Annotated in this window: 28 protein-coding genes and 2 tRNA genes; 9 read left to right on the plus strand and 21 right to left on the minus strand. The window is 65.3% G+C overall.

Going from position 1 to position 23,168, the window contains the following annotated elements:
* Positions 1–13: 13 nt before the first annotated feature.
* From BJP32_RS04995 to gor, 15 genes are all read right to left on the minus strand, one after another.
* A complete protein-coding gene (locus tag BJP32_RS04995) occupies positions 14–439 on the minus strand; it encodes a hypothetical protein (protein WP_046653454.1) in 426 nt (141 codons plus the stop codon).
* A gap of 40 nt (positions 440–479) precedes the next feature.
* Positions 480–1,469: a thiamine-phosphate kinase gene (gene thiL / locus BJP32_RS05000; protein WP_052748072.1), complete on the minus strand. Its 990-nt coding sequence runs from the start codon at positions 1,467–1,469 to the stop codon at positions 480–482.
* Positions 1,456–1,950, minus strand: a complete 495-nt coding sequence (nusB, locus tag BJP32_RS05005) for a transcription antitermination factor NusB (protein ID WP_083673904.1) — start codon at positions 1,948–1,950, stop codon at positions 1,456–1,458. Before nusB ends, thiL begins: the two co-directional genes overlap by 14 nt.
* 41 nt (positions 1,951–1,991) lie before the next feature.
* Positions 1,992–2,453, minus strand: coding sequence for a 6,7-dimethyl-8-ribityllumazine synthase (gene ribH, locus BJP32_RS05010; protein ID WP_040345280.1), 462 nt, complete (start codon positions 2,451–2,453; stop codon positions 1,992–1,994).
* A complete protein-coding gene (gene ribB / locus BJP32_RS05015; protein WP_076223159.1) occupies positions 2,450–3,586 on the minus strand; it encodes a 3,4-dihydroxy-2-butanone-4-phosphate synthase in 1,137 nt (378 codons plus the stop codon). The genes ribH and ribB overlap by 4 nt, the downstream gene beginning before the upstream one ends.
* Positions 3,583–4,173, minus strand: a complete 591-nt coding sequence (locus BJP32_RS05020) for a riboflavin synthase (protein ID WP_076223161.1) — start codon at positions 4,171–4,173, stop codon at positions 3,583–3,585. Before BJP32_RS05020 ends, ribB begins: the two co-directional genes overlap by 4 nt.
* Before the next feature lie 77 nt (positions 4,174–4,250).
* On the minus strand, positions 4,251–4,877 hold the full coding sequence (locus tag BJP32_RS05025) for a RibD family protein (protein WP_076223163.1): 627 nt from the start codon (positions 4,875–4,877) through the stop codon (positions 4,251–4,253).
* A complete protein-coding gene (gene nrdR, locus BJP32_RS05030) occupies positions 4,877–5,350 on the minus strand; it encodes a transcriptional regulator NrdR (RefSeq protein ID WP_003164743.1) in 474 nt (157 codons plus the stop codon). Before nrdR ends, BJP32_RS05025 begins: the two co-directional genes overlap by 1 nt.
* A gap of 12 nt (positions 5,351–5,362) precedes the next feature.
* A complete protein-coding gene (gene glyA / locus BJP32_RS05035) occupies positions 5,363–6,646 on the minus strand; it encodes a serine hydroxymethyltransferase (RefSeq protein ID WP_076223164.1) in 1,284 nt (427 codons plus the stop codon).
* A gap of 126 nt (positions 6,647–6,772) precedes the next feature.
* Complete coding sequence (locus tag BJP32_RS05040; protein ID WP_046653771.1) at positions 6,773–7,174, minus strand: GFA family protein; 402 nt, start codon at positions 7,172–7,174, stop codon at positions 6,773–6,775.
* Between the two features lie 63 nt (positions 7,175–7,237).
* Positions 7,238–7,423 carry a hypothetical protein gene (locus tag BJP32_RS05045; RefSeq protein ID WP_003164740.1) on the minus strand — a complete coding sequence of 62 codons (186 nt, stop codon included), beginning with the start codon at positions 7,421–7,423 and terminating at the stop codon, positions 7,238–7,240.
* On the minus strand, positions 7,420–8,646 hold the full coding sequence (gene hemA, locus BJP32_RS05050; RefSeq protein ID WP_046653461.1) for a 5-aminolevulinate synthase: 1,227 nt from the start codon (positions 8,644–8,646) through the stop codon (positions 7,420–7,422). The genes BJP32_RS05045 and hemA overlap by 4 nt, the downstream gene beginning before the upstream one ends.
* Positions 8,647–8,780: 134 nt before the next feature.
* A complete protein-coding gene (gene mmsB, locus BJP32_RS05055; protein ID WP_046653462.1) occupies positions 8,781–9,677 on the minus strand; it encodes a 3-hydroxyisobutyrate dehydrogenase in 897 nt (298 codons plus the stop codon).
* 83 nt (positions 9,678–9,760) lie between these two features.
* Positions 9,761–10,504 (minus strand): class I SAM-dependent methyltransferase, encoded by a 744-nt coding sequence (locus tag BJP32_RS05060; RefSeq protein WP_076223166.1) that lies wholly within the window; start codon positions 10,502–10,504, stop codon positions 9,761–9,763.
* 94 nt (positions 10,505–10,598) lie between these two features.
* Entirely contained in the window at positions 10,599–11,984 is a 1,386-nt protein-coding gene (gene gor / locus BJP32_RS05065) for a glutathione-disulfide reductase (RefSeq protein WP_003164738.1), read from the minus strand.
* Between the two features lie 241 nt (positions 11,985–12,225).
* Between gor and BJP32_RS05070 the strand changes: the two genes are divergently transcribed.
* The gene (locus BJP32_RS05070) at positions 12,226–13,176 is read left to right on the plus strand and encodes a hypothetical protein (protein WP_046653466.1); all 951 of its coding nucleotides are present in this window, start codon (positions 12,226–12,228) and stop codon (positions 13,174–13,176) included.
* Here BJP32_RS05070 and rpiA read toward each other — a convergent pair.
* Together rpiA and glmU are read right to left on the minus strand one after the other, a co-directional pair.
* The gene (gene rpiA, locus BJP32_RS05075; RefSeq protein WP_076223168.1) at positions 13,166–13,849 is read right to left on the minus strand and encodes a ribose-5-phosphate isomerase RpiA; all 684 of its coding nucleotides are present in this window, start codon (positions 13,847–13,849) and stop codon (positions 13,166–13,168) included. The genes BJP32_RS05070 and rpiA overlap by 11 nt on opposite strands.
* Positions 13,846–15,198, minus strand: coding sequence for a bifunctional UDP-N-acetylglucosamine diphosphorylase/glucosamine-1-phosphate N-acetyltransferase GlmU (glmU, locus tag BJP32_RS05080; protein WP_076223169.1), 1,353 nt, complete (start codon positions 15,196–15,198; stop codon positions 13,846–13,848). Before glmU ends, rpiA begins: the two co-directional genes overlap by 4 nt.
* A 75-nt stretch (positions 15,199–15,273) precedes the next feature.
* On the opposite strand from glmU, the gene BJP32_RS05085 reads away from it, so the two are divergent.
* The 3 genes from BJP32_RS05085 to BJP32_RS05095 all read left to right on the plus strand — a co-directional run bounded on the left by BJP32_RS05085 (position 15,274) and on the right by BJP32_RS05095 (position 17,685).
* The gene (locus BJP32_RS05085) at positions 15,274–15,960 is read left to right on the plus strand and encodes an HAD-IA family hydrolase (RefSeq protein WP_046653469.1); all 687 of its coding nucleotides are present in this window, start codon (positions 15,274–15,276) and stop codon (positions 15,958–15,960) included.
* 256 nt (positions 15,961–16,216) lie between these two features.
* Entirely contained in the window at positions 16,217–17,506 is a 1,290-nt protein-coding gene (locus BJP32_RS05090; protein ID WP_046653470.1) for a dicarboxylate/amino acid:cation symporter, read from the plus strand.
* 104 nt (positions 17,507–17,610) lie between these two features.
* Positions 17,611–17,685 (plus strand) — tRNA-Val (locus BJP32_RS05095).
* Between the two features lie 172 nt (positions 17,686–17,857).
* Here the strand turns inward: BJP32_RS05095 and BJP32_RS05100 are convergent.
* Positions 17,858–18,736 carry a zinc-binding dehydrogenase gene (locus tag BJP32_RS05100; protein WP_046653471.1) on the minus strand — a complete coding sequence of 293 codons (879 nt, stop codon included), beginning with the start codon at positions 18,734–18,736 and terminating at the stop codon, positions 17,858–17,860.
* Positions 18,737–18,889: 153 nt separating this feature from the next.
* On the opposite strand from BJP32_RS05100, the gene BJP32_RS05105 reads away from it, so the two are divergent.
* Positions 18,890–19,228, plus strand: a complete 339-nt coding sequence (locus BJP32_RS05105) for a helix-turn-helix domain-containing protein (protein ID WP_197733815.1) — start codon at positions 18,890–18,892, stop codon at positions 19,226–19,228.
* Positions 19,229–19,230: 2 nt separating this feature from the next.
* On the opposite strand, the gene BJP32_RS17065 is transcribed toward BJP32_RS05105, so the two are convergent.
* Positions 19,231–19,599: a hypothetical protein gene (locus tag BJP32_RS17065; RefSeq protein ID WP_143255420.1), complete on the minus strand. Its 369-nt coding sequence runs from the start codon at positions 19,597–19,599 to the stop codon at positions 19,231–19,233.
* Positions 19,596–20,384, minus strand: a complete 789-nt coding sequence (locus tag BJP32_RS05110; RefSeq protein WP_158043293.1) for a DUF3313 family protein — start codon at positions 20,382–20,384, stop codon at positions 19,596–19,598. Before BJP32_RS05110 ends, BJP32_RS17065 begins: the two co-directional genes overlap by 4 nt.
* Positions 20,385–20,675: 291 nt before the next feature.
* On the opposite strand from BJP32_RS05110, the gene BJP32_RS05115 reads away from it, so the two are divergent.
* The 3 genes from BJP32_RS05115 to BJP32_RS05125 are packed head-to-tail and all read left to right on the plus strand — an operon-like array spanning position 20,676 to position 22,393.
* Positions 20,676–21,353: a response regulator transcription factor gene (locus BJP32_RS05115; protein WP_076223171.1), complete on the plus strand. Its 678-nt coding sequence runs from the start codon at positions 20,676–20,678 to the stop codon at positions 21,351–21,353.
* Positions 21,353–21,811 carry a HAMP domain-containing protein gene (locus BJP32_RS05120; protein WP_076223172.1) on the plus strand — a complete coding sequence of 153 codons (459 nt, stop codon included), beginning with the start codon at positions 21,353–21,355 and terminating at the stop codon, positions 21,809–21,811. The genes BJP32_RS05115 and BJP32_RS05120 overlap by 1 nt, the downstream gene beginning before the upstream one ends.
* Positions 21,812–21,823: 12 nt before the next feature.
* The gene (locus tag BJP32_RS05125) at positions 21,824–22,393 is read left to right on the plus strand and encodes a sensor histidine kinase KdpD (protein WP_076223174.1); all 570 of its coding nucleotides are present in this window, start codon (positions 21,824–21,826) and stop codon (positions 22,391–22,393) included.
* A 188-nt stretch (positions 22,394–22,581) separates the two neighbouring features.
* On the opposite strand, the gene BJP32_RS05130 is transcribed toward BJP32_RS05125, so the two are convergent.
* A tRNA-Lys gene (locus BJP32_RS05130) sits at positions 22,582–22,658 on the minus strand.
* Between the two features lie 245 nt (positions 22,659–22,903).
* On the opposite strand from BJP32_RS05130, the gene BJP32_RS05135 reads away from it, so the two are divergent.
* Positions 22,904–23,161 carry a hypothetical protein gene (locus BJP32_RS05135; RefSeq protein WP_233126723.1) on the plus strand — a complete coding sequence of 86 codons (258 nt, stop codon included), beginning with the start codon at positions 22,904–22,906 and terminating at the stop codon, positions 23,159–23,161.
* The last annotated feature ends 7 nt before the right edge of the window (positions 23,162–23,168 follow it).

The following is a 23,168-nucleotide window of genomic DNA, read 5'->3' on the forward strand; positions in this document are numbered from 1 at the left end:
AACAGCGCTCTTTTTAGACGGCGCGAACGGTCGTGCGGCGGCGCGCGGCCTGGCTGACGACCTCGACGCGGGCGATCGCGCCCTTGCCGATCAGCGCATCGGCCGAGCGGATCAGGCTGGCGCTCAGGGCCTGAGCGTCCAACTGGTTCCAGTCGTCGGCCAGGACGAAGGGCGTGCGATGCCCGGCGCGGACCAGGGCGTCGCGCAGATAGGGCTCCTTGGCCTTCACCGCGTCCAGAGCATGGCCTTCGCCCAGATGCAGCTTCAGCACCACGAAGATGTAGTTCCGAACCCGACCGCCCACGATGATCGGCAGGCCCACCCCGGTCAGGTTGAAGCTCGCCGGCTGAGCGGGCGTCTCCGCCGATGGCGAGGCTGCTGCGGCCGCCCCCGACAGGGCGGCGCCGGCGACGGCGAGGATCAGGGTGCGGCGGTTCATGGCGACAGTCTGGCCCTGTCCCGTTAGGATTCCGTTGCCCTCAGCCGTGGGTCCAGCCCGTGCGCGTCGGGGTGATGACCTGGCCCAGATAGCGTGGCGACAGCCCCCTGCCCTCGACCACCCGCCCGAAGCAGGTCAGACGCAGATGGCGCCGCTCGGCCTCACGGCGCAGGGCGTTTTCGGCGCCCGCCGGGACGGTCAGCAGGATCTCATAGTCGTCGCCGCCGCCGGCCAGCAGCTCCAGCGCCGCCTGCGGATCGACGCGCCCCTCGAACCAGGCCTGGGCCGCCGCCGACATGGGCAGACGCTCCAGGTCGATCTCCAGACTGACGCCGCTGGCCTCGGCGATATGCGCGGCGTCGGCCAGAAGGCCGTCGGACACGTCGGCGCTGGCGGTCGCCAGGCCCAGAACGACAGGTGCGAACTCCACGCGCGGCATGGGGGTGCGATAAGCGGCCTCCAGCGCGTCCATACGTTCGGGCTCCAGGCTCAGGGTCGCCTGGGCGGCCTGAAGGCCCAGCCAGCCGTCGCCGATGGTGCCGGTGACGAAGACCAGATCGCCCGGTTGCGCCCCGGCTCGGCTGACCGCCGCGCCCGACGGCGCCCAGCCCAGCAGGGTGGCCGAGAAGCTGGCCGGCCCCGGCGTCTTCACCGTGTCGCCGCCCAGCAGGGAAATGTCGAAGATGGCCTGATCGCGCCGCAGCCCGGCGACGAAGGCCTCGCGCTCGGGCCAGCCGCAGCGTGGGGACCAGTGGCAGGCCAGAAGATAGCCGAACGGCTCAGCCCCCTTGGCGGCGAGGTCGGACAGGTTCACGCGCAAAAGCTTCTGCGCCACCGTATCCAGCGGGTCGTCGGGCAGGAAGTGGACGCCCTCCACGATCGCATCCTTGGTCAGGATGAGGTCGTGCCCCGGACGCGAGGGCAGCGCGGCCACGTCGTCGGCCAGCCCCCGCGCCCATTCCGGGTGCGCCAGCGGCTTCAGCAGCCGCTGGATGGTCTCGAATTCGCCTGCGACGTCAATCGCGGGCATCGCGCGCCACGCCGTCAAGCGCCGCGTTCACGAACTTCGCCTCCGCATCGTCGAAGAAGGCCTTGGCCAGCTCGACATATTCGTCGATCACGATTTCACGCGGCACGTCGGGCTTGTGCTTCAGCTCCCAGGCGCCGCTGCGCAGCAGGGCGCGCAGGGTCGCGTCCAGACGCTCCAACCGCCAGTTGGAGGCCAGGCGCGCCTTGACCGCCTCGTCCACCGCGCGCTGGTCCTCGACCACGCCGTGCACGACGGCGGCGAACCAGTCCTCGTCCGCCTCGGCCAGGGGGGCGCCGTCGATATCGGCGTCAAAACGGTGATTGCGGAACTCGCGCACGACGCTGTCGACGCCCTCGCCCGCCAGCTCCATCTGGTACAGGGCCTGAACGGCGGCCAGGCGGGCGACCGTGCGGGCGCGGCGCTGGCGGCTGGTCAGCTGGGGCTCGGCGCGGGCTTTGTCAGCCTCGGCCAGTTGAGCCATGACTTCGGCGACGGTCGCCGGGGTGGTGTTGGTCGGTTCGCTCACGAGGCCAGTCCTCCGCGCAGACGCTTGCGGATGGCGATCAGGTCCAGGCAGGCGCGGGCCGCAAAGCCGCCCTTGTCGCCTTCGCTGAGACGGGCTCGGGCCCAGGCCTGGTCCTCGTCCTCGGTCGTCAGGATGCCGTTGCCGATGGCCAGCCCCTTGAGGCCCAGTTGGGTGATGCCCGCCGCCGACTGATCCGAGACGATCTCGAAATGATAGGTCTCGCCGCGGATGATGCAGCCCAGGGCGACATAGCCGTCATAGCGCGGCGCGGTCGGATAGCGTCCGGCCTCTTCGGCCATGGCGATCACGGTCGGCACTTCCAGGGCGCCGGGCACGGTCACGACGTCATACTGAACGCCTTGCGCGCGCAGGGCGTCCTTCGCCCCTTCCAGAAGGGCGTCGGCCAGTTCGTCGTAGAAGCGCGCCTCGACGATGAGGACGCGAGTGGGGTCGTTCAAGATTGGTCTTCTCCGTCCATGTCGCGCCAGCCGACGATGCGCAGGCCGTAGCCTTCCAGCGCCGTCGGATTGGGTCGCGTCGAACTCATCACGATCATGTCTTTGACGCCGAGGTCGAGCAGAATCTGCGCCCCGACGCCATAGGCTTTCAGCGAACGATCCACGGCGGCGGGCTTGGCGACGCCGCCCAGCCGCTCGGCCAGACCATGCAGGTCGGGATCGCGCAGGAAGACGACGACGCCCGGCCCGTCCTGGGCCGCCAGCGCCTGCATCGCCTTCGGAATATAGTCCTGGCGGGCCTCGACATGGCCCAGCAGATCGGCGGCGAAGTCGACCTGGTGCATCCGCACGACGGTCGGCTTGGTCGGATCGATGTCGCCGCGCACCAGGGCGACATGCTCCGCGCCCTCGATGGTGTTGCGGTACAGGATCAGCTTGAACGCGCCGCCGTGGACGCTTTCGAACGGCGTCTCCATCACGCGCTCGACAAAGCGCTCGGTGCGGCGGCGATAGGCGATCAGGTCGGCGATAGTGCCGATCTTCAGCCCGTGCAGCTGGGCGAAGGCGATCAGGTCGGGCATCCGCGCCATCGTCCCGTCGTCCTTGATGATCTCGCAGATCACCCCGGCCGGGATCAGGCCCGCCATGCGGCTGATGTCGACGGCCGCCTCGGTGTGGCCGGTGCGAACCAGGACGCCGCCGTCGCGCGCGACCAGGGGGAAGATGTGGCCCGGCGAGACGATGTCGTCGGCAGTGCGCGACGGATCGGCCGCCACCTGGACCGTATGGGCGCGATCGGCGGCCGAGATGCCGGTCGTGACGCCTTCCTTGGCCTCAATCGAGATGGTGAAGGCCGTGCCCATGCTCTCGCGGTTCTCGGCGGCCATCGGCGGCAGGCGCAGCTGCTTGGCGCGCTCGGCCGTCATGGCCAGGCAGACCAGGCCGCGCGCATAGCGGATCATGAAGTTGATCTGGTCCGGCGTGGCGAACTGGGCCGGAATGACGATGTCGCCCTCGTTCTCGCGGTCCTCGGCGTCCACCAGGATGTAGGGGCGGCCGTTGCGGGCGTCCTCGATAATGTCCTCGATCGAGCTGATCGGGCTGTCGGTGTTGTGGACGGCCAGTTTCATCATGCGGTCTCCTGCCACCGCGCGAGGTAGCGCGCCAGCATGTCGATCTCCAGATTGACCTTTTCGCCGACTTTCAGGCCGCCGAGGGTGGTCGCATCCCACGTGTGCGGGATGATGTTCACGTCGAAGCGGCGCTCATGCACCCCATTCACCGTCAGGGAAACCCCATCGACCGTGATTGAGCCCTTTGGGGCGATGAATCTGTGCAGGGGCGCCGGAGCCTCGATCACGATGCGGTGCGACCCGCCCTCGGGGGTGATGGACACAACCTCGCCCAGACCATCGACGTGGCCGGAAACGATGTGGCCGCCCAGTTCGTCGCCCAGCTTGGCGGCGCGCTCCAGATTGATCCGGCTGCCCTCGCTCCAGTCGCCCAGCTTGGTCCTGGACAGGGTCTCGCCCGAGACCTCGACGGCGAACCAGCCCTCGCCCTTTTCCGTGACAGTCAGGCAGCAGCCCGCATGGCTGATGGAGGCGCCCAGCTCGATGCCCGCCGTGTCCCACACGGTCTCGACCTCATAGCGACGGTCGCGGTTGGTTTCACGGACGCTGCGGACGCGGCCGATGTCGGTGACGATGCCGGTGAACATGAAAGCTCCGGTCCCTTCGGACCCAAAAAACAGAGTCTAATTAGTCTAATTCGTCTGAAATCGCGCCTGAGGAGGCGTCAGGCGCGGGCGTAGCGTTCCCACAGATCGTCTCCGACAGGCTCGACGCCCAGACGACGGAACTTGGGGGCGTCGGCCAGCTTTGCAAGCGCCAGGGAGGCGATGCAGGGCCGCCCTTCCCCGCCCAGCAGGATTGGGGCGCGGAACCACTCGATGGCGTCGACCGCCCCCGCCTGGATGAAGGAGGCGGCGACGCGGCCCCCGCCTTCGATCAGGATGGAGGTGATGGCGCGGGCCGAGAGGGCGTCGAGGACGGCGGAAATAGCGGGACGGCCGTCATCGGCGGCGACGGTGATGATTTCAGCCTGGCCGATGGGATGGGGTTGGGCTGTTGTGAAGATCAGGGTGTTGCCGGATGCGACCTTGGCTGTCGCGGGGGTCCGCAAGCGACTGTCGAGGACGACACGCAAGGGATGCGGCCCGGCATGATCAGGAAGGCGCACGGTCAGTTCGGGATCGTCGGCCAGCACCGTCTCGACACCGACCAGGATGGCGTCATGCGCCGCGCGCAGGCGGTGGCCCTGAAGGCGCGCCTCCGGGCCGGTGATCCATTGGCTTTCGCCCGTGGCCGTGGCGATGCGGCCGTCCAGGGAGGTCGCCAGCTTCAGAGTGACGCGAGAGCGCATCAGTCCTGGCCGGACTTGGTCTCGTCGAAGCCCTCGTCGCCGAGGAATTTGGCGAAATCGCTGGTGTGGCGGAAGTCCTTGTAGACCGAGGCGTAGCGGACGTAGGCGACCTCATCGACCGACTTCAGCGCCTTCATGATGAAGTCGCCGACGATGTGCGACGGGATCTCGGTCTCGCCCAGACTTTCCAGCTGGCGCACGATGCGGCTGACCAGAAGCTCGACCTGATCCGGCTGGACCGGGCGCTTGCGCAGCGCGATGCCCAGCGAGCGTTCCAGCTTGTCGCGGTCGAAGGGGGTGCGGCGGCCGTTCCGTTTCAGGATGACCAGTTCGCGCAACTGCACCCGCTCGAAGGTGGTGAAGCGCCCGTTGCACTGCGGGCAGGACCGACGGCGCCGGATGGCCGCGCCGTCGTCAGACGGGCGGCTATCCTTCACCTGGGTGTCGGCGTTTCCGCAGAAGGGGCACTTCATCCAGTCAGTCCCTTAGCGGTAGATCGGGAAGCGCGCGGTCAGTTCGCGCACCTGAGCCGCCACGCCCGCGACGACGGCCGGATCGGCTTCGTCGCCGCCGTTCATCGAGGAGACGACGTCGGCGATCCAGTGGCCGATCTGCTTGAACTCTTCCTCGCCGAAGCCGCGCGTGGTGCCCGCCGGGGTGCCCAGGCGGACGCCCGAGGTGACGGTGAAGGGCGCGGTGTCGAACGGCACGCCGTTCTTGTTGCAGGTCATCAGCGCCTTTTCGAGCTCATGCTCGGTGGCCTTGCCGGTCACGCCCTTGGGACGCAGATCGACCAGCATCAGGTGGCTGTCGGTGCCGCCCGAGACGATGGCCAGGCCGCGATCGACCAGAACGGCGGCCAGGGCCTGAGCGTTCTTGACGACCTGCTGGGCGTAGAGCTTGAACTCAGGCTTCAGCGCCTCGCCGAAGGCCACGGCCTTGGCGGCGATGACGTGCTCCAGCGGGCCGCCCTGCAGGCCGGGGAAGACGGCCGAGTTGATCTTCTTGCCGAGGTCCAGGTCGTTGGACAGGATCATGCCGCCGCGCGGGCCGCGCAGGGTCTTGTGGGTCGTGGTGGTGACGACGTGGGCGTGCGGGACCGGGTCGGGATAGACGCCGCCGGCGATCAGGCCCGCATAGTGCGCCATGTCGACCATCAGATAGGCGCCGACCGAATCCGCGATCTCGCGGAAGCGCTTGAAGTCGATGTGGCGGCTGTAGGCCGAGGCGCCGGCTAGGATCAGCTTGGGCTTCTCCTTCTGGGCCATCTCAGCGACGTGATCATAATCAATCAGATGGTCGTCTTCGTTCACCTTGTAGGTGACGGGACGGAACCACTTGCCCGACTGGTTGGCGGGCGAGCCGTGCGTCAGGTGCCCGCCGCAGGCCAGGTCCATGCCCAGGAAGGTGTCGCCCGGCTGCAGCAGGGAGAAGAAGACCGCCTGGTTGGCCTGGGCGCCCGAGTGGGGCTGGACGTTGACGAAGGCGGCGCCGAACAGCTCCTTGGCGCGCTCACGGGCCAGGTCTTCGGTGATGTCGACGAACTCGCAGCCGCCGTAGTAGCGACGACCCGGATAGCCCTCGGCGTATTTGTTGGTCAGGACCGAGCCCTGCGCGTCCAGCACCGCCTGGGAGACGATGTTCTCGGAAGCGATCAGCTCGATCTGCTCCTTCTGGCGGCCAAGCTCGCCCTGGATGCCCTTGAAGATCGCCGGATCGGCGTCGGCGAGGCTCTTGGAGAAGTAGGAGTCGTGGGTGAAGGCGGTCACAGGCAGGCATCCCGAAGGCTGAAGGCGGAAACGGCGCTCCCTTCTAGGCCGCGCCGCCGAACACCACAACATCTAGGGGGATGCGAGGCCGCCGCCCACGTCATCGCGGACGGCGGCGAAAATCGCCTACCAGTTGTTGCGGCCGTCCATCTGCTCGATCTTGATCGAGGACAGGTCCAGGTCGGGCGCCATGCGCAGATTGACCGCCGCGATGCGCGTCGAGGGCATGGAGCCGGGCTGATGCCCCTCTTTCGGCGTCCCGTCGGCGTTGTAGACAGAACCCCAGTCCGGCGAGAAGCCGTGGGTGTTGCCGCCGCAGGTCGCACAGAAGTGATGGTGGTTCATGCCGTTGGGAGCATACTCGCCCACCGGTCCTGTCGCGGTGATCGTCAGTTCATCCGGACTGTAGTAGCCCCAGACCGCACCGGTCCGATGGCACCACGTGCAGTTGCAGGATGCGGCCTGCTTGGGCAGGTCCGGCGCCTCGATCTTCACGGCTCCGCAGTGGCAGACAGCGGTCAGGGTCATGTGGGGCTCCTCCTTCATATCAAGAGGATACTGCCTTCTGCTGTCAGAAAACGGCAGCGGCGCTCACATCTGGGTCAAGGCGCGCTTCAACTTGGCCAGGGCGACCCGTTCGACGGACTTCGGCTCGTTGACCGGCCCCATGGCGCTGACCTCGCGGCCAGTGGCCACGTGGATCGCCGAACATTTCACATAGGGGCCGTTGCGGACGAACTCGACGATGACTTCGCCGAGCTCGGGGTCGTGCGTCATGCGGCGGCCGGTTGACGCGCCACGTTGCAGTGAGACCAGAGCTTGTCCATCGCCTCGACCAGCTTGTCGATCATGGCGTTGTCATGGTCGGGCGAAGGGGTGAAGCGCAGGCGCTCGGTCCCCTTGGGCACGGTCGGATAGTTGATCGGCTGGACGTAGATCCCGTGCTCTTCCAGCAGCATGTCCGAGATCAGCTTGCAGTGCACGGGATTGCCGACGTGAACCGGAACGATATGGCTGACGCTGGGCAGGACGGGAATGCCCGCCTCAGACAGACGGCGCTTCAGGGTGGCGGCGCGCTCCTGATGGGCGGCGCGCAGTTCCGGATGCGCTTTCAGATGGCGGACCGAGGCCAGCGCGCCGGCGGTCAGGGCCGGCGGCAGGCTGGTGGTGAAGATGAAGCCCGAGGCCCAGCTGCGCACCGCGTCCACGATCACGGCGTCGGCGGCGATGTAGCCGCCCATGACGCCGATGGCCTTGCCCAGGGTGCATTCGACGATGTCGATGCCGTCCAGCACGCCGTCACGCTCGGCCACGCCCGCGCCGGTCGCGCCGTACAGGCCCACGGCGTGAACCTCGTCCAGATAGGTCAGGGCGCCGTATTTCTTGGCCAGGGCGATGGTGCCGGCGATGTCGGCGATGTCGCCGTCCATCGAATAGACGCTCTCGAAGGCGATCAGCTTGGGCGCATTGACGGGCGCGGCGGCCAGCAGTTCCTCAAGGTGTTCGAGGTCGTTGTGGCGGAAGATGTGACGCTCGCCGCCGCCGTTACGGATGCCCGCGATCATGGAGGCGTGGTTCAGGGCGTCGGAAAAGGTGATCAGGCCCGGCAGTATCTTCTGCAGGGTCGACAGCGTCGCCTCATTGGCCACATAGCCCGAGGTGAACAGCAGGGCCGCTTCCTTCTGGTGCCAGCTGGCCAGCTCGGCTTCCAGATCCACGGCCGAACGCGTCGTGCCCGAAATGTTGCGCGTTCCCCCTGCCCCGGCGCCGGTCTTTTCGATCTCGGCCTGCATGGCGTCGATCACCACCGGGTGCTGGCCCATGCCCAGGTAGTCGTTGGAGCACCAGACGACGACGTCCTGCTGGGCGCCGTCCTCGCGACGACGAACCGCACGAGGAAACTGGCCGCGCACCCGCTTCAGATCGGCGAAGACGCGGTAGCGACCTTCGCTGCGGACCTGATCCACAGAGTTCTGAAAGGCGGACTTATAGTCGAACAAGGCGGCGCTTCTTTCGCTTATGCAGCTTTCGCGGCCTAATTGCGCGCGCTGCCCTGTCTTGTCCATGTCAGGAGCCGGACAAAACGTCCCAACCCCTTAATTGATAACGGTTCTCAGCTTCATCAACGCCTGCATCAAGCCAGGGTGTCGATGCGGCCGCGCAACATCTGCACCATCGCGGAGAAGTCCTTGCCGCCGTAGCCGAGGCCGTTGAACAGGGCGTAGAGGGCCTCAGCCTGCGCGCCCAGCGGCGTTGTGGCGCCCGCCTTGGCGGCGGCGTCCTGGGCCAGTTTCAGATCCTTCAGCATCATGGCGCTCGCGAAACCGCCTTCATACTCGCGGTTCGACGGGGCGGTCGGCACTGGACCCGGCCAGGGGTAGTAGTTGCTGACGCTCCAGCACTGGCCCGAGGACTTGGAGGCGATCTCGAAGAAGCGTTCCGGCTCCAGACCCAGCTTCTCGGCCAGGGCGATGGCCTCGCACGTGCCGATCATCGAAATGCCCAGCAGCATGTTGTTGCAGATCTTGGCCGCCTGCCCCGCGCCGTGGTCGCCCGCGCGGATGGTGATGCGGCTCATGGGGTCCAGCGCCGGTTCGACGCGGGCGAAGTCGGCCTCGTCGCAGCCGACCATGAAGGCCAGAGTGCCGGCGTCGGCGGCGGCGGTGCCGCCCGAAACGGGGGCGTCGGCGAAGGCGTAGCCCGCCTCCTTGGCCAGACCCGCGACCTTGCGCGCCGTTTCCACGTCGATGGTCGAGCAGTCCAGCAGCAGGGCGCTGGCCGGAGCCACGCCGATGATCTGGTCGGAATAGACGCCGAGCACGTGCGGCCCGGCGGGCAGCATGGTGATGACCACCTCGGCGTCCTTCACGGCCTCGGCGACCGAGGCGACGGTGCGGCACCCGGCCTCGGCGGCGCGCTCCAGCGCGGCAGGCGACAGGTCGAAGGCGGCCACGTCATGCCCGGCCTTGGCCTGATTGGCGGCCATGCCGCCGCCCATGTTGCCCAGGCCGATGAAGGCGATGCGAGTCATCTGTGCGTTTCCCTTATGGATTTTGGCCGAGGGTTAGCGCCGCCCGTCCCGCTTCGCCAGTCACCAATTTGAGACGAGACGCCTCAGTTAGGTTTGCGGAAGCGGTAGACGAACTGATCCGTCTTGCCCCGGATCGCCTCGTCGAAGACGTTCAGGCTGTGGTCGTCGGCCGGGTTGGCGACGGCTGTGCTCTCTCCGTCGAAGACGAAACCGGCGGCCTCGACCTCCTTGCGGAGCTGGGCGCCCTCGATGCGGTGCAGGCTTTCGACCACGGTGTTGGCGGCGCCCGGCGCGGCTTGGTGGTCGATGACGACATAGAGGCCGCCGGGCTTCAGCGCCTTGAAGATGTCCGCGTTCATCTTGGCCACGTCCACGCCGAAACGGGGAATGTGGAAGTCGTGATATTCCTGGCTCATGAAGACCAGGTCCAGCGGCGCATCGAAGCTCATGGCGTCCAGGTCGCCGTTGACGCGGCTGATGTTGGGATAGGCGGCGACCAGGGCGTCGGCGCGCGGGTTCTCGCGCTCGGCCGTGCGGTTGGGCACGAAGGCGTAGACATGGCCGCCCTCGCCTACGACCCGTGAAAACAGGCGGCTGAAATAGCCCGCGCCGGGACGGATGTCGGCGATCCGCTGGCCCGGCTTGACCTGGGCGAAGGCCAGCATCTCGGCCGGATGACGCAAGGGGTCGCGGGCCACTTCGTCGGCCGGGCGCAGGGTGTCGGCGACGGCGGCCTGATAGGCGGGCGCGGCGGCGTTCTGGGCCAGGGCGGGCGCGGCGCTGAGGATGGCGGCGACGACGGCGGCGGCGAGCAGATGCGGCTTCATGATGAACTCCTTGATCTCTTGCTGTCCCGGTCGGGGCCTTCGGACGGCATAAGGCGCGCAGACGGGACGGCTGGCAAGCCGCCCCGGCGTGCGATCAACCGGCGGACATAGAGGCCGGGGTCTGCTTCTCTTTCAGGGTGACAAGCTCCTCGGCCATGGTCGGGTGGACGGCGCAGGTCGCGTCCCACTGGGCCTTGGTCAGGCCCGCCTTCACGGCGATGGCGGCCAGTTGGATCATCTCGGGGCTGTCGGGGCCGACGATGTGGCAGCCGACGACGCGCTGGGTCTCCCCATCCACCACCAGCTTCATCAGCACCCGTTCGTCCGAGCCCGTGAAGGCGTATTTCATCGGCCGGAAGCGGGTGACATAGACGTCCACCTCGCCCGGACAGGCGTGGCGGGCCTCGGCCTCGGTCAGGCCGACGGTGCCGACTGGCGGCTGGCTGAAGACGGCGGTGGCGACGGCTTCATAGTCGAAGCTCTGCGGATTGTTCCGATAGACCGTCTCGTGGAAGGCCACGCCCTCGCGGATGGCGACGGGGGTCAGGTTCATGCGATCGGTGACGTCGCCGATGGCCCAGATGTTGGCGGCCGTGGTCTGGGAATACTGGTCGACCTTGACGGCGCCGTCGTCGTTCAGTTCGACCCCGGCGGTCTCGAGGCCCAGACCCTTGACGTAGGGAACGCGGCCGGTGGCGAACATGACCACATCGGTTTCGATCTTCATGCCGTTTTCGAGGTGGTTGACCAGGCCGGTCTCGGTCTTCTCGATCGAGGAATGCTGGCAGCCCAGGATGACCTTGACGCCGCGCTTCTGGATCTCGCCCGCCAGATGGGCGCGCACGTCGTCGTCGAAGCCGCGCAGGATGTTGGGGCCGCGATAGATCAGGGTCGTTTCGACGCCGAGGCCTGCAAAGATGCCCGCGAACTCCACCGCGATATAACCGCCGCCTGCGATCAGGATGCGCTTGGGCAGTTCCGGCAGGTGGAAGGCCTCTTCCGAGGTGATGGCGTGTTCGACGCCCGTCAGGCCTTCCGGCTTCCACGGGCGGCCGCCGGTGGCGATCAGGATTTTCTCGGCGGTGATGGTCTGGCCTTTTCCGACGATCTCGACGGTATGGGCGTCCTTCAGGATGGCGCGGCCATGGACCAGATCGACGCCCGCCTTGGCCAGGTTGGCGGCGTAGATGCCCGACAGGCGGGCGATCTCGACGTCCTTGGCCTGCAGGAAGGTCGGCCAGTCGAACTTCGCATTGTCGAAGGACCAGCCGTAGCCCTCGGCGATCTCCAGCGCGTGGCTGACCTCGGAGGCCATGACCATGAACTTCTTGGGCACGCAGCCCCGCACGACGCAGGTGCCGCCGACGCGATACTCTTCCGCGATGGCGACCTTCTTGCCGCCCAGCGCCGTCAGCCGCGCCGCCCGCACCCCGCCCGAACCGGCGCCGATGACAAAGAGGTCGTAGTCGTATTGGGCCATCGGGCTCTCCGGCAATGGACCCGAAAAGATGAGTCCAATTCGTCTGAATCGTCTGAAATCCGCGCGGCCGAACCGCGGCGCTGACCCGACTTAGGCGCCGGGGCGCGAGGGGGCAAGGCGCTTGGGCGCCACACGGTTGAGCAATCCCAGAACAAGTCTGTGTGCGAGCGACTTTGAAGCTTTGACAAACCACAACTCTTGAATAGAGTTTAAAGAACATCACTACGTCAAAGGGCGCGGCATGATTGCTCAAATTTTCGCTCTGGCTCTCAGCGCGAGCATGCCGCTAGACCAAGCGCCCGCACAGGCGAACTCTACCGCTGAAGATCAAGCCGTTCGCCTGGAGGACATCCAAGTCTCAGGGCGGCGCCTGGACGCCCTGATAGAGAACTTTGTGAGCGAGGTCGCCGCGCCCAATCGCGGTCGCGGCATCGCACGATGGGATCGCAGCGTCTGTGTCGGCGCCGTCAATCTGCGTCGTGAAGCCGCGCAATATCTGGTGGACCGTGTTTCGACCGTGGCGGAAGATCTTGGTCTGAATACAGGCGATCCCGGGTGCACGCCCAATCTGCTGATCGTCGCAACCACGGATGGCGACGCCTTTGCGCAGGAACTGGTTGAGCGCCGCCGTCGGGCCCTACGCATGGGCGGCTCCGGCATGGATCGTGGCGCTGCTGCACTGAGAGATTTCCAAGAAACCAGCCGCCCCGTCCGCTGGTGGCAGGTCAGCATGCCGGTCGATTCTGAAACGGGTCAGCGCGCGGTTCGCATCCCCGGAGAGTGTACGAACGATTGCTCGGGGCCGATGGACTATGCCCCGGTAATCAATGTGTCCTCGGCTTCACGTCTGACGACACAGATCGTCGACAACATTTTCCGCGCCATCATCGTCGTGGACATCAGCAAGACCGGCGCAATCAATTCGCTGCAACTGGCCGATTACGTCACTATGGTGTCGCTGGCGCAGATCGACCCAACGGCGGACACTAGCGCTTATGCGTCGATCCTGAACGTCTTCGACGACCCGGACAGCGCCCCACACCTGACCGAGTGGGACAAGGCGTATCTTCACGGCCTCTACGGCGCAGAGCGCACCCGTCAAAACGTACGGGCGGGCAAGTCAGAGATCCAGTCCTCCATCCGTCGCGCGCACGCCCGACTGGCCGATGAGGCGCCGACAACTACGGATTAAGCGTTTCGAACCCCTCGTTCGTGCCGATGACGGCTAGGTCCGTCAGGTCGAGGAAGAGGCCGTGTTCAACCACGCCGGTCAGGCTTTTCAGGTCGGCGGCGAGACGAGCCGGGTCCGCGATCAGCTTGCAGGCCGCGTCGTAGATCAGGTTGCCGCCGTCGGTGCGGATCAGGCCGCGCTCGGCCTCGCGCACGCGGGCGGGCGAGCCGATATCATGATCGGCCAGAACGTCGGCGATGCGGTTGGCGGTCGTCTTGTGGCCGAAGGCGACGACCTCTATCGGCAGGGGGAAGGTTCCCAGCGCCGGAACCACCTTGGCCGCGTCGGCGATGCAGATGCAGCGGGCGGACGCCTCCCACACCAGCTTTTCGCGCAGCAGGGCCGCGCCGCCGCCCTTGATGAGGGCGAGGCCGGGGCCGATCTCGTCAGCGCCGTCGACGGTCAGGTCGATCTTCGGCGTGTCTTCCAGCGTCGACAGGGTCAGGCCCAGCTCGCGCGCCAGATCGGCGGTGCGCTCGGAGGTCGGGACGCAGCGCAGGTCCGGCAGGTTGCGGGCGGCCAGCGCCTTGACGAACCAGGCGGCGGTGGAGCCGGTGCCCAGGCCGACGACCATGCCGCCCTCGACGTAAGCGGCGGCGGCTTCGCCGGCGTTCTTCTTCTGCAGGTCGCTCATTGGGATTTCGCCGCCTTCTTTGCGCGCATGGCAGCCATAAACCGGGCCGCCCAACCGGGTTTCATTGTCTGTTCCGCGCGGCCGAGCGCCAGATCGCCGGGCGCGACATCCTTCGTCACCACCGAGCCGGAGCCGACCATGGCGCCTGCGCCGATGGTCACGGGAGCGACCAGCGACGAGTTCGAGCCGACAAAAGCGCCTTCGCCCACCGTGGTGCGCTGTTTGAAGAAGCCGTCGTAGTTGCAGAAGATCGTGCCCGCGCCGATGTTGGCCTTCGCCCCCACCTCGCCGTCGCCGAGATAGGCCAGATGGTTGGCCTTGGCGCCCGCATCCATGCGGACGTTCTTCACCTCGACGAAATTGCCGATCTTGACCCCCTCGCCCAGGTCCGCGCCGGGACGCAGGCGGGCGTAGGGACCGACCTCGGCGCCCGTCGCGACCTTGGCGCCCTCGATATGGCTGAAGCTGCGGATGCGCGCGCCCTCGGCCACCTTGGCGCCGGGGCCGAAGACGACGAAGGGTTCGATGGTCGCGCCCGCTCCGATGTCGGTGTCCCAGGCAAAGTGGACGGTGTCTGGGGCGCTCATGGTCACGCCCTGCGCCAGGAAATGCTCGCGCTGGGTCTTCTGGAACAGGGCCTCGGCCTGGGCCAATTCGCCTTGCGCGTTGACGCCCATGACAGAGTCTTCGGCGGCGAAGACGGCGCGGGTCGGGGCGCCGCGCTTGCGGGCCAGCTCGACCACGTCGGTCAGGTAGTATTCGCCCTTGGCGTTGTCGTTCGTCACCTCGGACAACAGCTCGAACAGCAGGCCGACCGGGGCCGCCATGACGCCCGAGTTGCAGGCGGTGACGGCCAGCACGTCCGCCGACGCCTCCTTGGCCTCGGTGATGGCCAGCAGGCTGTCGCCGTCGAGGATCAGGCGGCCGTAGGCGCCGGGATCGCGGGCCTCGAAGCCGATGACGGTGACGCCTTCATGGACGGCGAAGACCGGCTCGATGTCGGCGGCCTTCAGCAGGGGCACGTCGCCATAGGTGACGACCACCTGGCCGATGAAGTCGCCCAGCACGGCCTCGGCGGCGCGGACGGCATGGCCGGTGCCCAGCGGCGGATTCTGAACGGCGATGCTGTCGGCGCCGAGGCGCTTTTCAACGTGAGCGCGGACTTCCGGCGAGTGGGCGCCGACCACGACGACGATGCGTTCGCAGCCCAGAGCCTCGGCCGCATCGATGGCGTGGTCCAGCATGGCGCGCGCGCCGACCGGGTGCAGCACCTTGGGCAGGGGCGACTTCATGCGCGTGCCCTGGCCGGCGGCGAGGATAATGGCGGCGCGAGGATGGGGTGCGGTCATGAATCGATCCGGCGGCTTGTCGTTGCCTGCGATCTAGCCCATTGCCGGGTTCTTCGCGAGCCGGGAGACAGATGAGTGAGCATTGAGCGCGACCTGGAAGGCTGGACCATCGCCTTCGACCTGGACGGCACCCTGGTGGATTCGGCGCCGGATCTGATCGGCACGCTGAACCGGATGCTGGCGGAGTATGAGCTGCCGCCCGTGCCCATGTCCTCGACCCGGCATCTCGTGGGGCACGGCGCCATGGCCATGCTGCGCCACGGTTTCATGGAAGCGGGCGCCGCCTGGGACGAGGCCCACGCCCCCGGCCTGTTCGAGCGCTTCATCGAGCATTACCTGGCCCACATCGCCGATGAGAGCCGCCCGTTCGACGGCTGCGTCGCCGCGCTGGATCGGCTGAGCGCGCGCGGGGCGACCCTGTGCGTGGCGACCAACAAGCGCACCGACCTGTCGGTGGCGCTGATCGAGGCGCTGGAGCTGACGCGCCATTTCGCCTTCATCGCCGGACCGGATGCGGTCTCGGCCCGCAAGCCCAGCGGCGCCCACATCATCGAAGCGGTGCAGAAAGCGGGCGGCGATCCGGCGCGCTGCGTCATGGTCGGCGACAGCACCACGGACACCAAGGCGGCCAAGGATGCGGGCGTGCCCTGCATCGCGGTCAGCTTCGGCTACAACGACGTGCCGCACGCGGAACTGGGCGGCGACGTGATGATCGACCACTACGACGGGTTTGAAGAGGCGCTGGCCGAGGTGATGCGCTGAATCCTTCTCCCCTTGTGGGAAAAGGTGGCAGGCGGAGCCTGACGGATGAGGGGTTGCGCCGACCCGCAAATCATCGCTCGTCAGTCTATGCCGAGAGGCCCCTCATCCGGCCCTGACGGGCCGCCTTCTCCCACAAGGGGAGAAGGAAAACTAAAGGCGGCATTAGAACTTCTACCCCTCAACCGCCCCTGCGGCTGTTGCGGTCTTTGCGCCTGCGAAACACATAGATCGACCCGTTCCTCCTCCCAGGGTCGTCATGCTTCGTCGCTTCTTCGCCATTCCCTTGTGGCAGCGCACCGCCGCCGGGTTCGTCCTGGGCATCATCGCCGGTCTGATCCTGCGCGAGCAGGCGACCGTCTGGCTGCAGCCGATCGGCGACGTCTATCTGAACCTGATCCGCATGGTGGTGGCGCCGCTGGTGCTGTTCACCATCGCCAGTTCGATCGCCAAGCTGGGCGAAGGGGTCGGCGCGGTGCGGCTGGGGGTGCGAACGATCATCTGGTTCGCCATCACCTCCCTGCTGGCCGTGCTGGTGGGTTTCGCGTTCGGCCACATCATCAATCCGGGCGTCGGCCTGTCCGACCTGCCGCTGGGCGAGGTGAAGGCGCGCGAGATTCCTTCGCCCCTGCAGGTTCTGCTGGGCGTCATGCCGACCAATCCCTTCGCCTCGCTGGCCGAGGGCAAGGTGCTGCAGATCATCTTCTTCTCGGCCTTGCTGGGAGCGGCCCTGGTGGCGCTGGGCGACCGGGCGCAAAACGCGCGCAGGCTGGTGGATGAAGGCGCGGCCCTGGTGTTCCGCATCACCCGCTGGGTGATCCAACTGACGCCTTTCGGGGTGTTCGGCCTGATCGGCTCGGTCGTCGGGGGCTATGGCTGGGAGGCGCTGTTGCCGTTGGGCAAGTTCATCTTCGCCATTTATGCGGCCTGCCTGTTCCACATCTTCGTCGTCTATTCGGGCCTGCTGAAGCTGCACGGGCTGAAGGTCGTCAGCTTCTTCCGAGGCGGAGCTGCAGCCATGCAGACGGCCTTCGCCACCTCGTCGTCGCTGGGCACCCTGCCCGTCACCCTGCGCCAGACAGTCGAGCGGCTGGGCGTGCCCCAGGCCTACGCCGCCTTCGCCGTGCCGCTGGGCGCCAATGTGAAGATGGACGGATGCGGCGCCATCTATCCGGCCATCGCCTCGATCTTCATCGCCCAGTATTTCCAGATCGACCTGACGCTGACGCAGTACATCCTGATCGGCCTGACGGCCGTGCTGGGGTCGCTGGGCACGGCGGGCGTGCCGGGGACCAGCATCGTCATGCTGACCCTGACGCTGTCGACGGCGGGCCTGCCGCTGGAAGGCGTCGGCTACATCATCGCCATCGACCGCATCATCGACATGATGCGCACGGCCACCAACGTCACCGGCCAGATGGTCGTGCCGGTCCTGGTCGCCAAGGAAGAAGGCATCCTGAATCAGGACATCTATGACGGCCATGTCGCCTGGCTGCCGGGTGATCCCGAGGATGAAACTCCGGAAGGCGCGCGGGCGGCGGGAATCTGAGCAAGCGACGCTGCTATTTGATGAATTGAGGCTTGCCGTCGTCGGAAACGCGGGCTATGTCCCCGCCTCCCGACGGCGCAGTCACTGACCGCCCCGTTCCAGGCGGACGCGTAGCTCAGCGGGAGAGCACCTCGTTCACACCGAGGGGGTCACAGGTTCAATCCCTGTCGCGTCCACCATTTTTCCAACTAAAATTCGAAGCGTCATGGCGATCATTAGTTCCCGTTTAGGGGGTGCTAGCGGGGCGCCAGGGTCGGCGAACAGGCCGAAATCAACGTCAAGGCGACGCCCACGTCGGTAGTCAGTCGATCTGAAAAGCTCGTCATCAAGCGCTCATCAGATACTCACAGATTATCGAACCATGCGTGGATCCGGCAGCAAGACAACCTTGCCGACGATCCCGCCCGCTTCGAGCAAGCGATGCGCCGCATTGGCTTGGCTAAGCGACATGGTCTCAGCAACGATCGGGGTGATTTTTCCTGCCGCAACATCGGTGAAAACCTCCTTTGCGGCGTAGCTCACAACGCTAGGAGGATAGCTATCCAGGCTGAGGGTCATGAGCGACCGAGAGCGCCTGAAGTCCGTAAGGAGCGGACCCGCGAAATCCGCAGGCGGCATGCCGGCGGAAATTCCGGCAATGACATAGCGGCCATTTGCATTCAGTTGTTCAATGCAGGCGCGAGCGCCTGAACCCGCGACGAGATCTATCACCACATCAGCGGGAACTGGCGGGCTATTTTTGCGGCCCTCAATTACCTGAGCTCCAAGGATTCTCGCCATCTGAACGACCAGATGCCCGATGCCACCCTGCGCTCCACGCACAAGAACAGTCTCGCCTGCAATCAACTGCGCCTTCGCAATGCAAAAGCGAGCGACCAGCGCATTAACGCCCGAAGCCACAGCGGATTCAAAGGCCACGCCGTCCGGCAAAGCGACTACGTCATCTTCGCTGACGACTACCTGCTCAGTATAGCCGCCCGCTTGCATCCGGGCGAACACGCGTCGATCGCCCCATCGCGGATCCACATCCGCCCCTACAGACGTGACGATACCCGCAACCTCGATCCCAGGGATAAAATCTGCAGGCATGAGCTGCCGCATGATCAGGTCGACGCGCCCAACGCCAATCGCGCGCACATCGACGACTACCTCGCCGGAACCGGCAGTCGGCGGCGCGATGTCCATGGCTATGAGTTCGGCCTGCGCCCCTTTGGAAACGATGGCTCTCATGTTTGCTTTTCCTTTGAGCGACACACGAGATACCAGCTATATTCAGTATACTAAGCGTACAAGAACGCACCCATGGATCATATAGTAGCCATGACGATACCGCCGCCCTACGAGGGCCCTCCGCCGGAACTATCGGAAGGTGCAAGGAGCCTGATGGCGCATCTGTCGGAAAAATGGACCCTGCTGATCCTCGTGCAGCTTTGCCATGGCCCTCTGCGGTTCAACGCTTTACGACGATGCGTCGGCTCAGTAACGCCCAAGGCTCTGGCCCAGACCCTGCGCCGGCTGGAACGAAGCGGACTTGTCTCACGGCAAATTATCCCCGGCTCGCCGCCCGGAGTCGAATATCGCGGCACAGACCTAGGCTTCGCGCTTGCGCCAGCCATTAGGGCATTGGCGCAATGGGCCTCGACCAATTTCGAGGAAATCGAGCGAGCGCAGGCGCGGTACGACGCCTGCACTGCAAGCCAACGCGAATTTCATAGACAGTGATTTCAAGCATCATCGCCGCCTAGATAAGAAAATCTGTCGCGCCCTTCATCTGGATGAGCACATAGATCGAGCACAATATCGATAGGACCAAGCATCTGTTCGGCGCTATGCAACAACCAAGCGTGTGCGCCTCGCCCCTCGGCGTCCTGCCGAAGCGCTACGATACGTCCTCCGCTGTCCCAAAGCTCTTCAACCAACCCATTCATTTGCGCGGGGCAGCATCTGAAATGAGCAGCCACCCCTACCCCGGCTTCGACCAACAGGCGGATAACGGAGAAATCCGCCGTCCGCCTGACATTGAGAATCAATGAAGTCTTCCAAGGCGGATTCACGAAGACGGCCAAGTCACCAGCCTGATCGGTCCGCTTCATCGCGGCGACTGCTCATCGCCCTTCACCGGCCTTCCGCTCCCCGCCACCGATGGAACGTAGAGACCGGTGGCCGCCCCGACCAGACGGCTGCCGATGAACCGCTGGACATCGCGGCGGGGGCCGAAACGGGCGCAGGGATCCGGCTCCGGGATCGACCTCACCTTCCTCGCATCTGATGCAAAGGCGTCCCCCACAGCGTCGCCCAAAGGCTCCGCGAGTTGAAGCGCATCACCTACAGGCGAAAGCGAGGGATCCGTTCTGCTGACGACTTCGACGGAACGCGACCAGATTATCGCGGCGGCCTGCTGACCGTCCGACGTCATTAATTCCGATTCGACGGCAAGCCCACCGGTCGCCGACGGCACTCGAAATTGCACGACAGGCACTGGGATAAAGAAGCCGGCTACGGCGCTGACTGCCGATCCCACCCGGCTCGTCGGTTCCACCCTGGTAATTACGCTGCGGATCAAGCCGACGCCGGCTACAGGTTCAGGCGCCAGGTCAAACCGCTCGCTGACTTCATAGCAGATCTGGCGATCCACCTCATTGCGCACCCGCGTCAAGTCTTCGAGCGCAATCCCACTCTCTTCCTCCAGATCAAGAACGCTAGGAAGTATATAGACGATTGAAATTTCATCAGAAAGAACGTCGTCTCGAATTGACTGGGGGCCGTCTATGCCCGCCGTCCTATCCGCCAGTCCCTCGTAGCTGGATAGGAACCCTGAGTGACCTATGGGAGACGACTGGCAGGCGGCGGCGGCAAGTGGAAGGACCGCAGTCAGCAATTTGGCCGTTATTGAACCTGCCCGACGGGCGGTACGAGCGGGGATCGGGGAAAACATGGCTGGCGTCTCCGTCTAGCGAGATCGCCACACTGCTGAGCGTTTCTTCCGCCAAGCTTTCAGGATGATGGGCACGGCGGACTCGCAAATCGCAACGAGGCCATCGCCATGAAAGACTGGTGAAAGCCTTGGTCGCGAGAATGGAGACCAGCAAGGAAAAGCCGGATAGGCTCGACTTGGCCCGCGGCGACACGACGCGAAGTCGGCGTTTCGCGCCAGACACACAGGCGATCAATGCGTATTCTCCTTATTGAAGACAACGTGCTTCTTGCTCGCAGCACGGCGCGGTCACTGACTGCTTCCGGCTTCACGGTCGATGTCTTCCACAATGCGGACGATGGATGGATCGCGTGGCGCTCAACCGAACATGATGTCGTCGTCCTTGATCTGATGCTCGGCCAGGACAATGGACTGGATCTCTTATCGCGTGCGCGCCAAAGCGGGCTGACGACTGCAGTTCTCGTACTGACGGCCCTGGGCGAAATAGACGAGCGTGTACGCGGGCTGGACCGTGGAGCTGACGATTACCTCGTCAAACCCTTCGCGATCAATGAGTTGATTGCACGACTTCGCGCGCTTGGCCGACGTCCGGAAACCCTGCTCGACCCCATCCTGACACTCGGACCTGTGACTTACGTCCCCGGAGCTCAGACGCTTTCCGGCCGCACGGGCCAGCTAAAGCTGTCTCGGGCTGAAAGCATAGTGGTTGAGCGGTTCTTCCGGCGGCCCGAGCGTGTGTTTTCCAAGGAGCAACTCGGCGACGCGCTTCATCCGCTTGAGGGCCATTACAGCGAAAACTCGCTTCACATCTTGATCCACCGTGTTCGCCGGCGGCTCGTCGCCATAGGGGGCGGCGTGACGATCGATTCGTTGCGCGGCATCGGCTACATCGCAACGGTGGAACGTCCCTGATGCTCTGGAAAAGACGGTCGATCCTGCAGACCTTGCTGGTCTCGATCGCTGGAGCCGCCCTGCTCGCCTATCTGGTGACACGCCTTCTGATACCCGAGAACGCCGCCTACGGGCTCAGCCTGCGGGACCGGCTAGCCTCCGATTATTTGCTCGCTCGCCTCAACGATGCTTGGCGCCCCTTAGCTGTCTTTGTTCTAATTTCGATGGCCGGCATCTGGTTGGTCCTCCGCAAAGTTTTGGCTCCAATCAAAGAACTGTCTCTTCAGGCGAGGCGGATCGGCCCCGCCAATCTCAATGAACGGCTGCCTTTGGCCCGGGCGCCTGTCGAACTCGCCCCCCTCGTGCACGCCTTCAACGCCTCCCTGGACCGGCTCGAAGAGGCTTGGAAATCCCAACGTTCCTTTTCCGCCAACGCCGCTCATGAACTCCGCACTCCCCTCGCCGCGCTGAGAGCGTAGGTCGAAAGTCTATTGGGACCGGAAGAGCGCAAACAGGCGGTTGCGGAGTTCGACCGGCTGTCACGGACGATCAATCAGCTATTGATCCTGGCCGATGGCGAGCACAACCCGCAGCGGCGCAGCGACCCATTCGATCTGGCGGCTCTCGCGCTGGCCACGGCGAGCCAGACGGCAGCGGAGTTTGTCCAAAGCGGACGGCGAATCGAAATGATCCGTCCCGAACGAGTCATTCCCTGTTTGGGCGACCATGTCCTGGTGGGTCTTGCGATCCGCAACCTGCTGGAAAACACCTTGCGGCATACCCCCGTCGGATCCACGACGACCGTCATGTTCGACGATCAAGACGTTTTACACGTGCTGGACGACGGCGATGGCGTGGCGCCCGAATTCGCCGCTCGCGCGTTCGAACCCTTCTCGCGAGGCGACCCCCACGGCGAAGGTGCAGGCTTGGGCCTATCGATCGTATCCCGCATCGCTCTGGCCCACGGCGGACGAGCTTGGCTGGCTGATCGATCCAGCGGCGCCTGCTTCTGTCTACAGCTTCCTCTCGCCCATGATACGGAACGGTCCCGATCCGTCTGAAGCCCTGCTAGCCCATGGTCTTATCTGGCCTGAAGCTCAAGCTTCTCCCGGTGGACACGGTCGATCGAATTCTTGCTCGAAGAAGCAGCCTCAAAGGCGATAGCTATCCGCCCCATTCGCCGCCAAAACACCAGTTGCGATCTGGAAGGTGAATCAGCTGGCCTATAAGGCCGTGTTTTTAGGGAAAATGGTACGCCCCCTCGGGCTCGAACCGAGGACCCTCTGATTAAAAGTCAGATGCTCTAACCAACTGAGCTAGGGGCGCACATCGCGTTTGCGAAGAGGCGCGGAACATACGGATGAGCTTCGCGACGGGCAAGTGGAAATTTCAGGAAATTTTTCACTGCACAAACAAAGCCCTGACGACCCCATCCATCGCGATATCAAGGCGCTTTGCAGCATGCGATTCATTCCAGGTTCACCTGAGTCCTTTAAAGGCGCGACCAGAGGAACCGGCTCCGCCCCTCCACGTTTCCAGCCCCTAGAGGGGGATCAAGAATGAATCGATCCATGTTGAATCGTCTGACGATCGGCGCGGCGCTGGCCGCCACCGGCTTGCTGGCCGCTTGTGAACAACCTTACAGCGAACCGCCCCCCGTCGAAGCGCCGGCGCCTGTCGAGGCGCCCGCCGCAGAAGAAGCCGCTGCGCCCGCGGTCGCCGAGGCTCCCGCCACGCCCGAAACGGCTACGCCTGTGGAAACCCTTCCGCCGGACCAGCGTTCGTCTGAAGAGACAGTTCAACCCGAAAGCGATACGCTGTTTTACTGATTCCTCC

It is taken from the genome of Brevundimonas sp. ZS04 (assembly GCF_001956865.1).
Lineage (GTDB): Bacteria > Pseudomonadota > Alphaproteobacteria > Caulobacterales > Caulobacteraceae > Brevundimonas > Brevundimonas diminuta.

Excerpts from the sequence above, each read along its gene's own strand:
- BJP32_RS04995 (WP_046653454.1), bottom strand. The coding sequence starts at position 439 with ATGAACCGCCGCACCCTGATCCTCGCCGTCGCCGGCGCCGCCCTGTCG.
- thiL (WP_052748072.1), bottom strand. The coding sequence starts at position 1,469 with ATGCCCGCGATTGACGTCGCAGGCGAATTCGAGACCATCCAGCGGCTG.
- nusB (WP_083673904.1), bottom strand. The coding sequence starts at position 1,950 with ATGGCTCAACTGGCCGAGGCTGACAAAGCCCGCGCCGAGCCCCAGCTG.
- ribB (WP_076223159.1), bottom strand. The coding sequence starts at position 3,586 with ATGATGAAACTGGCCGTCCACAACACCGACAGCCCGATCAGCTCGATC.
- BJP32_RS05020 (WP_076223161.1), bottom strand. The coding sequence starts at position 4,173 with ATGTTCACCGGCATCGTCACCGACATCGGCCGCGTCCGCAGCGTCCGT.
- BJP32_RS05025 (WP_076223163.1), bottom strand. The coding sequence starts at position 4,877 with ATGCGCTCTCGCGTCACTCTGAAGCTGGCGACCTCCCTGGACGGCCGC.
- nrdR (WP_003164743.1), bottom strand. The coding sequence starts at position 5,350 with ATGAAGTGCCCCTTCTGCGGAAACGCCGACACCCAGGTGAAGGATAGC.
- BJP32_RS05040 (WP_046653771.1), bottom strand. The coding sequence starts at position 7,174 with ATGACCCTGACCGCTGTCTGCCACTGCGGAGCCGTGAAGATCGAGGCG.
- BJP32_RS05045 (WP_003164740.1), bottom strand. The coding sequence starts at position 7,423 with ATGACGCACGACCCCGAGCTCGGCGAAGTCATCGTCGAGTTCGTCCGC.
- mmsB (WP_046653462.1), bottom strand. The coding sequence starts at position 9,677 with ATGACTCGCATCGCCTTCATCGGCCTGGGCAACATGGGCGGCGGCATG.
- BJP32_RS05060 (WP_076223166.1), bottom strand. The coding sequence starts at position 10,504 with ATGAAGCCGCATCTGCTCGCCGCCGCCGTCGTCGCCGCCATCCTCAGC.
- gor (WP_003164738.1), bottom strand. The coding sequence starts at position 11,984 with ATGGCCCAATACGACTACGACCTCTTTGTCATCGGCGCCGGTTCGGGC.
- BJP32_RS05070 (WP_046653466.1), top strand. The coding sequence starts at position 12,226 with ATGATTGCTCAAATTTTCGCTCTGGCTCTCAGCGCGAGCATGCCGCTA.
- rpiA (WP_076223168.1), bottom strand. The coding sequence starts at position 13,849 with ATGAGCGACCTGCAGAAGAAGAACGCCGGCGAAGCCGCCGCCGCTTAC.
- glmU (WP_076223169.1), bottom strand. The coding sequence starts at position 15,198 with ATGACCGCACCCCATCCTCGCGCCGCCATTATCCTCGCCGCCGGCCAG.
- BJP32_RS05090 (WP_046653470.1), top strand. The coding sequence starts at position 16,217 with ATGCTTCGTCGCTTCTTCGCCATTCCCTTGTGGCAGCGCACCGCCGCC.
- BJP32_RS05100 (WP_046653471.1), bottom strand. The coding sequence starts at position 18,736 with ATGAGAGCCATCGTTTCCAAAGGGGCGCAGGCCGAACTCATAGCCATG.
- BJP32_RS05105 (WP_197733815.1), top strand. The coding sequence starts at position 18,890 with ATGGCGCATCTGTCGGAAAAATGGACCCTGCTGATCCTCGTGCAGCTT.
- BJP32_RS17065 (WP_143255420.1), bottom strand. The coding sequence starts at position 19,599 with ATGAAGCGGACCGATCAGGCTGGTGACTTGGCCGTCTTCGTGAATCCG.
- BJP32_RS05115 (WP_076223171.1), top strand. The coding sequence starts at position 20,676 with ATGCGTATTCTCCTTATTGAAGACAACGTGCTTCTTGCTCGCAGCACG.
- BJP32_RS05120 (WP_076223172.1), top strand. The coding sequence starts at position 21,353 with ATGCTCTGGAAAAGACGGTCGATCCTGCAGACCTTGCTGGTCTCGATC.
- BJP32_RS05135 (WP_233126723.1), top strand. The coding sequence starts at position 22,904 with ATGTTGAATCGTCTGACGATCGGCGCGGCGCTGGCCGCCACCGGCTTG.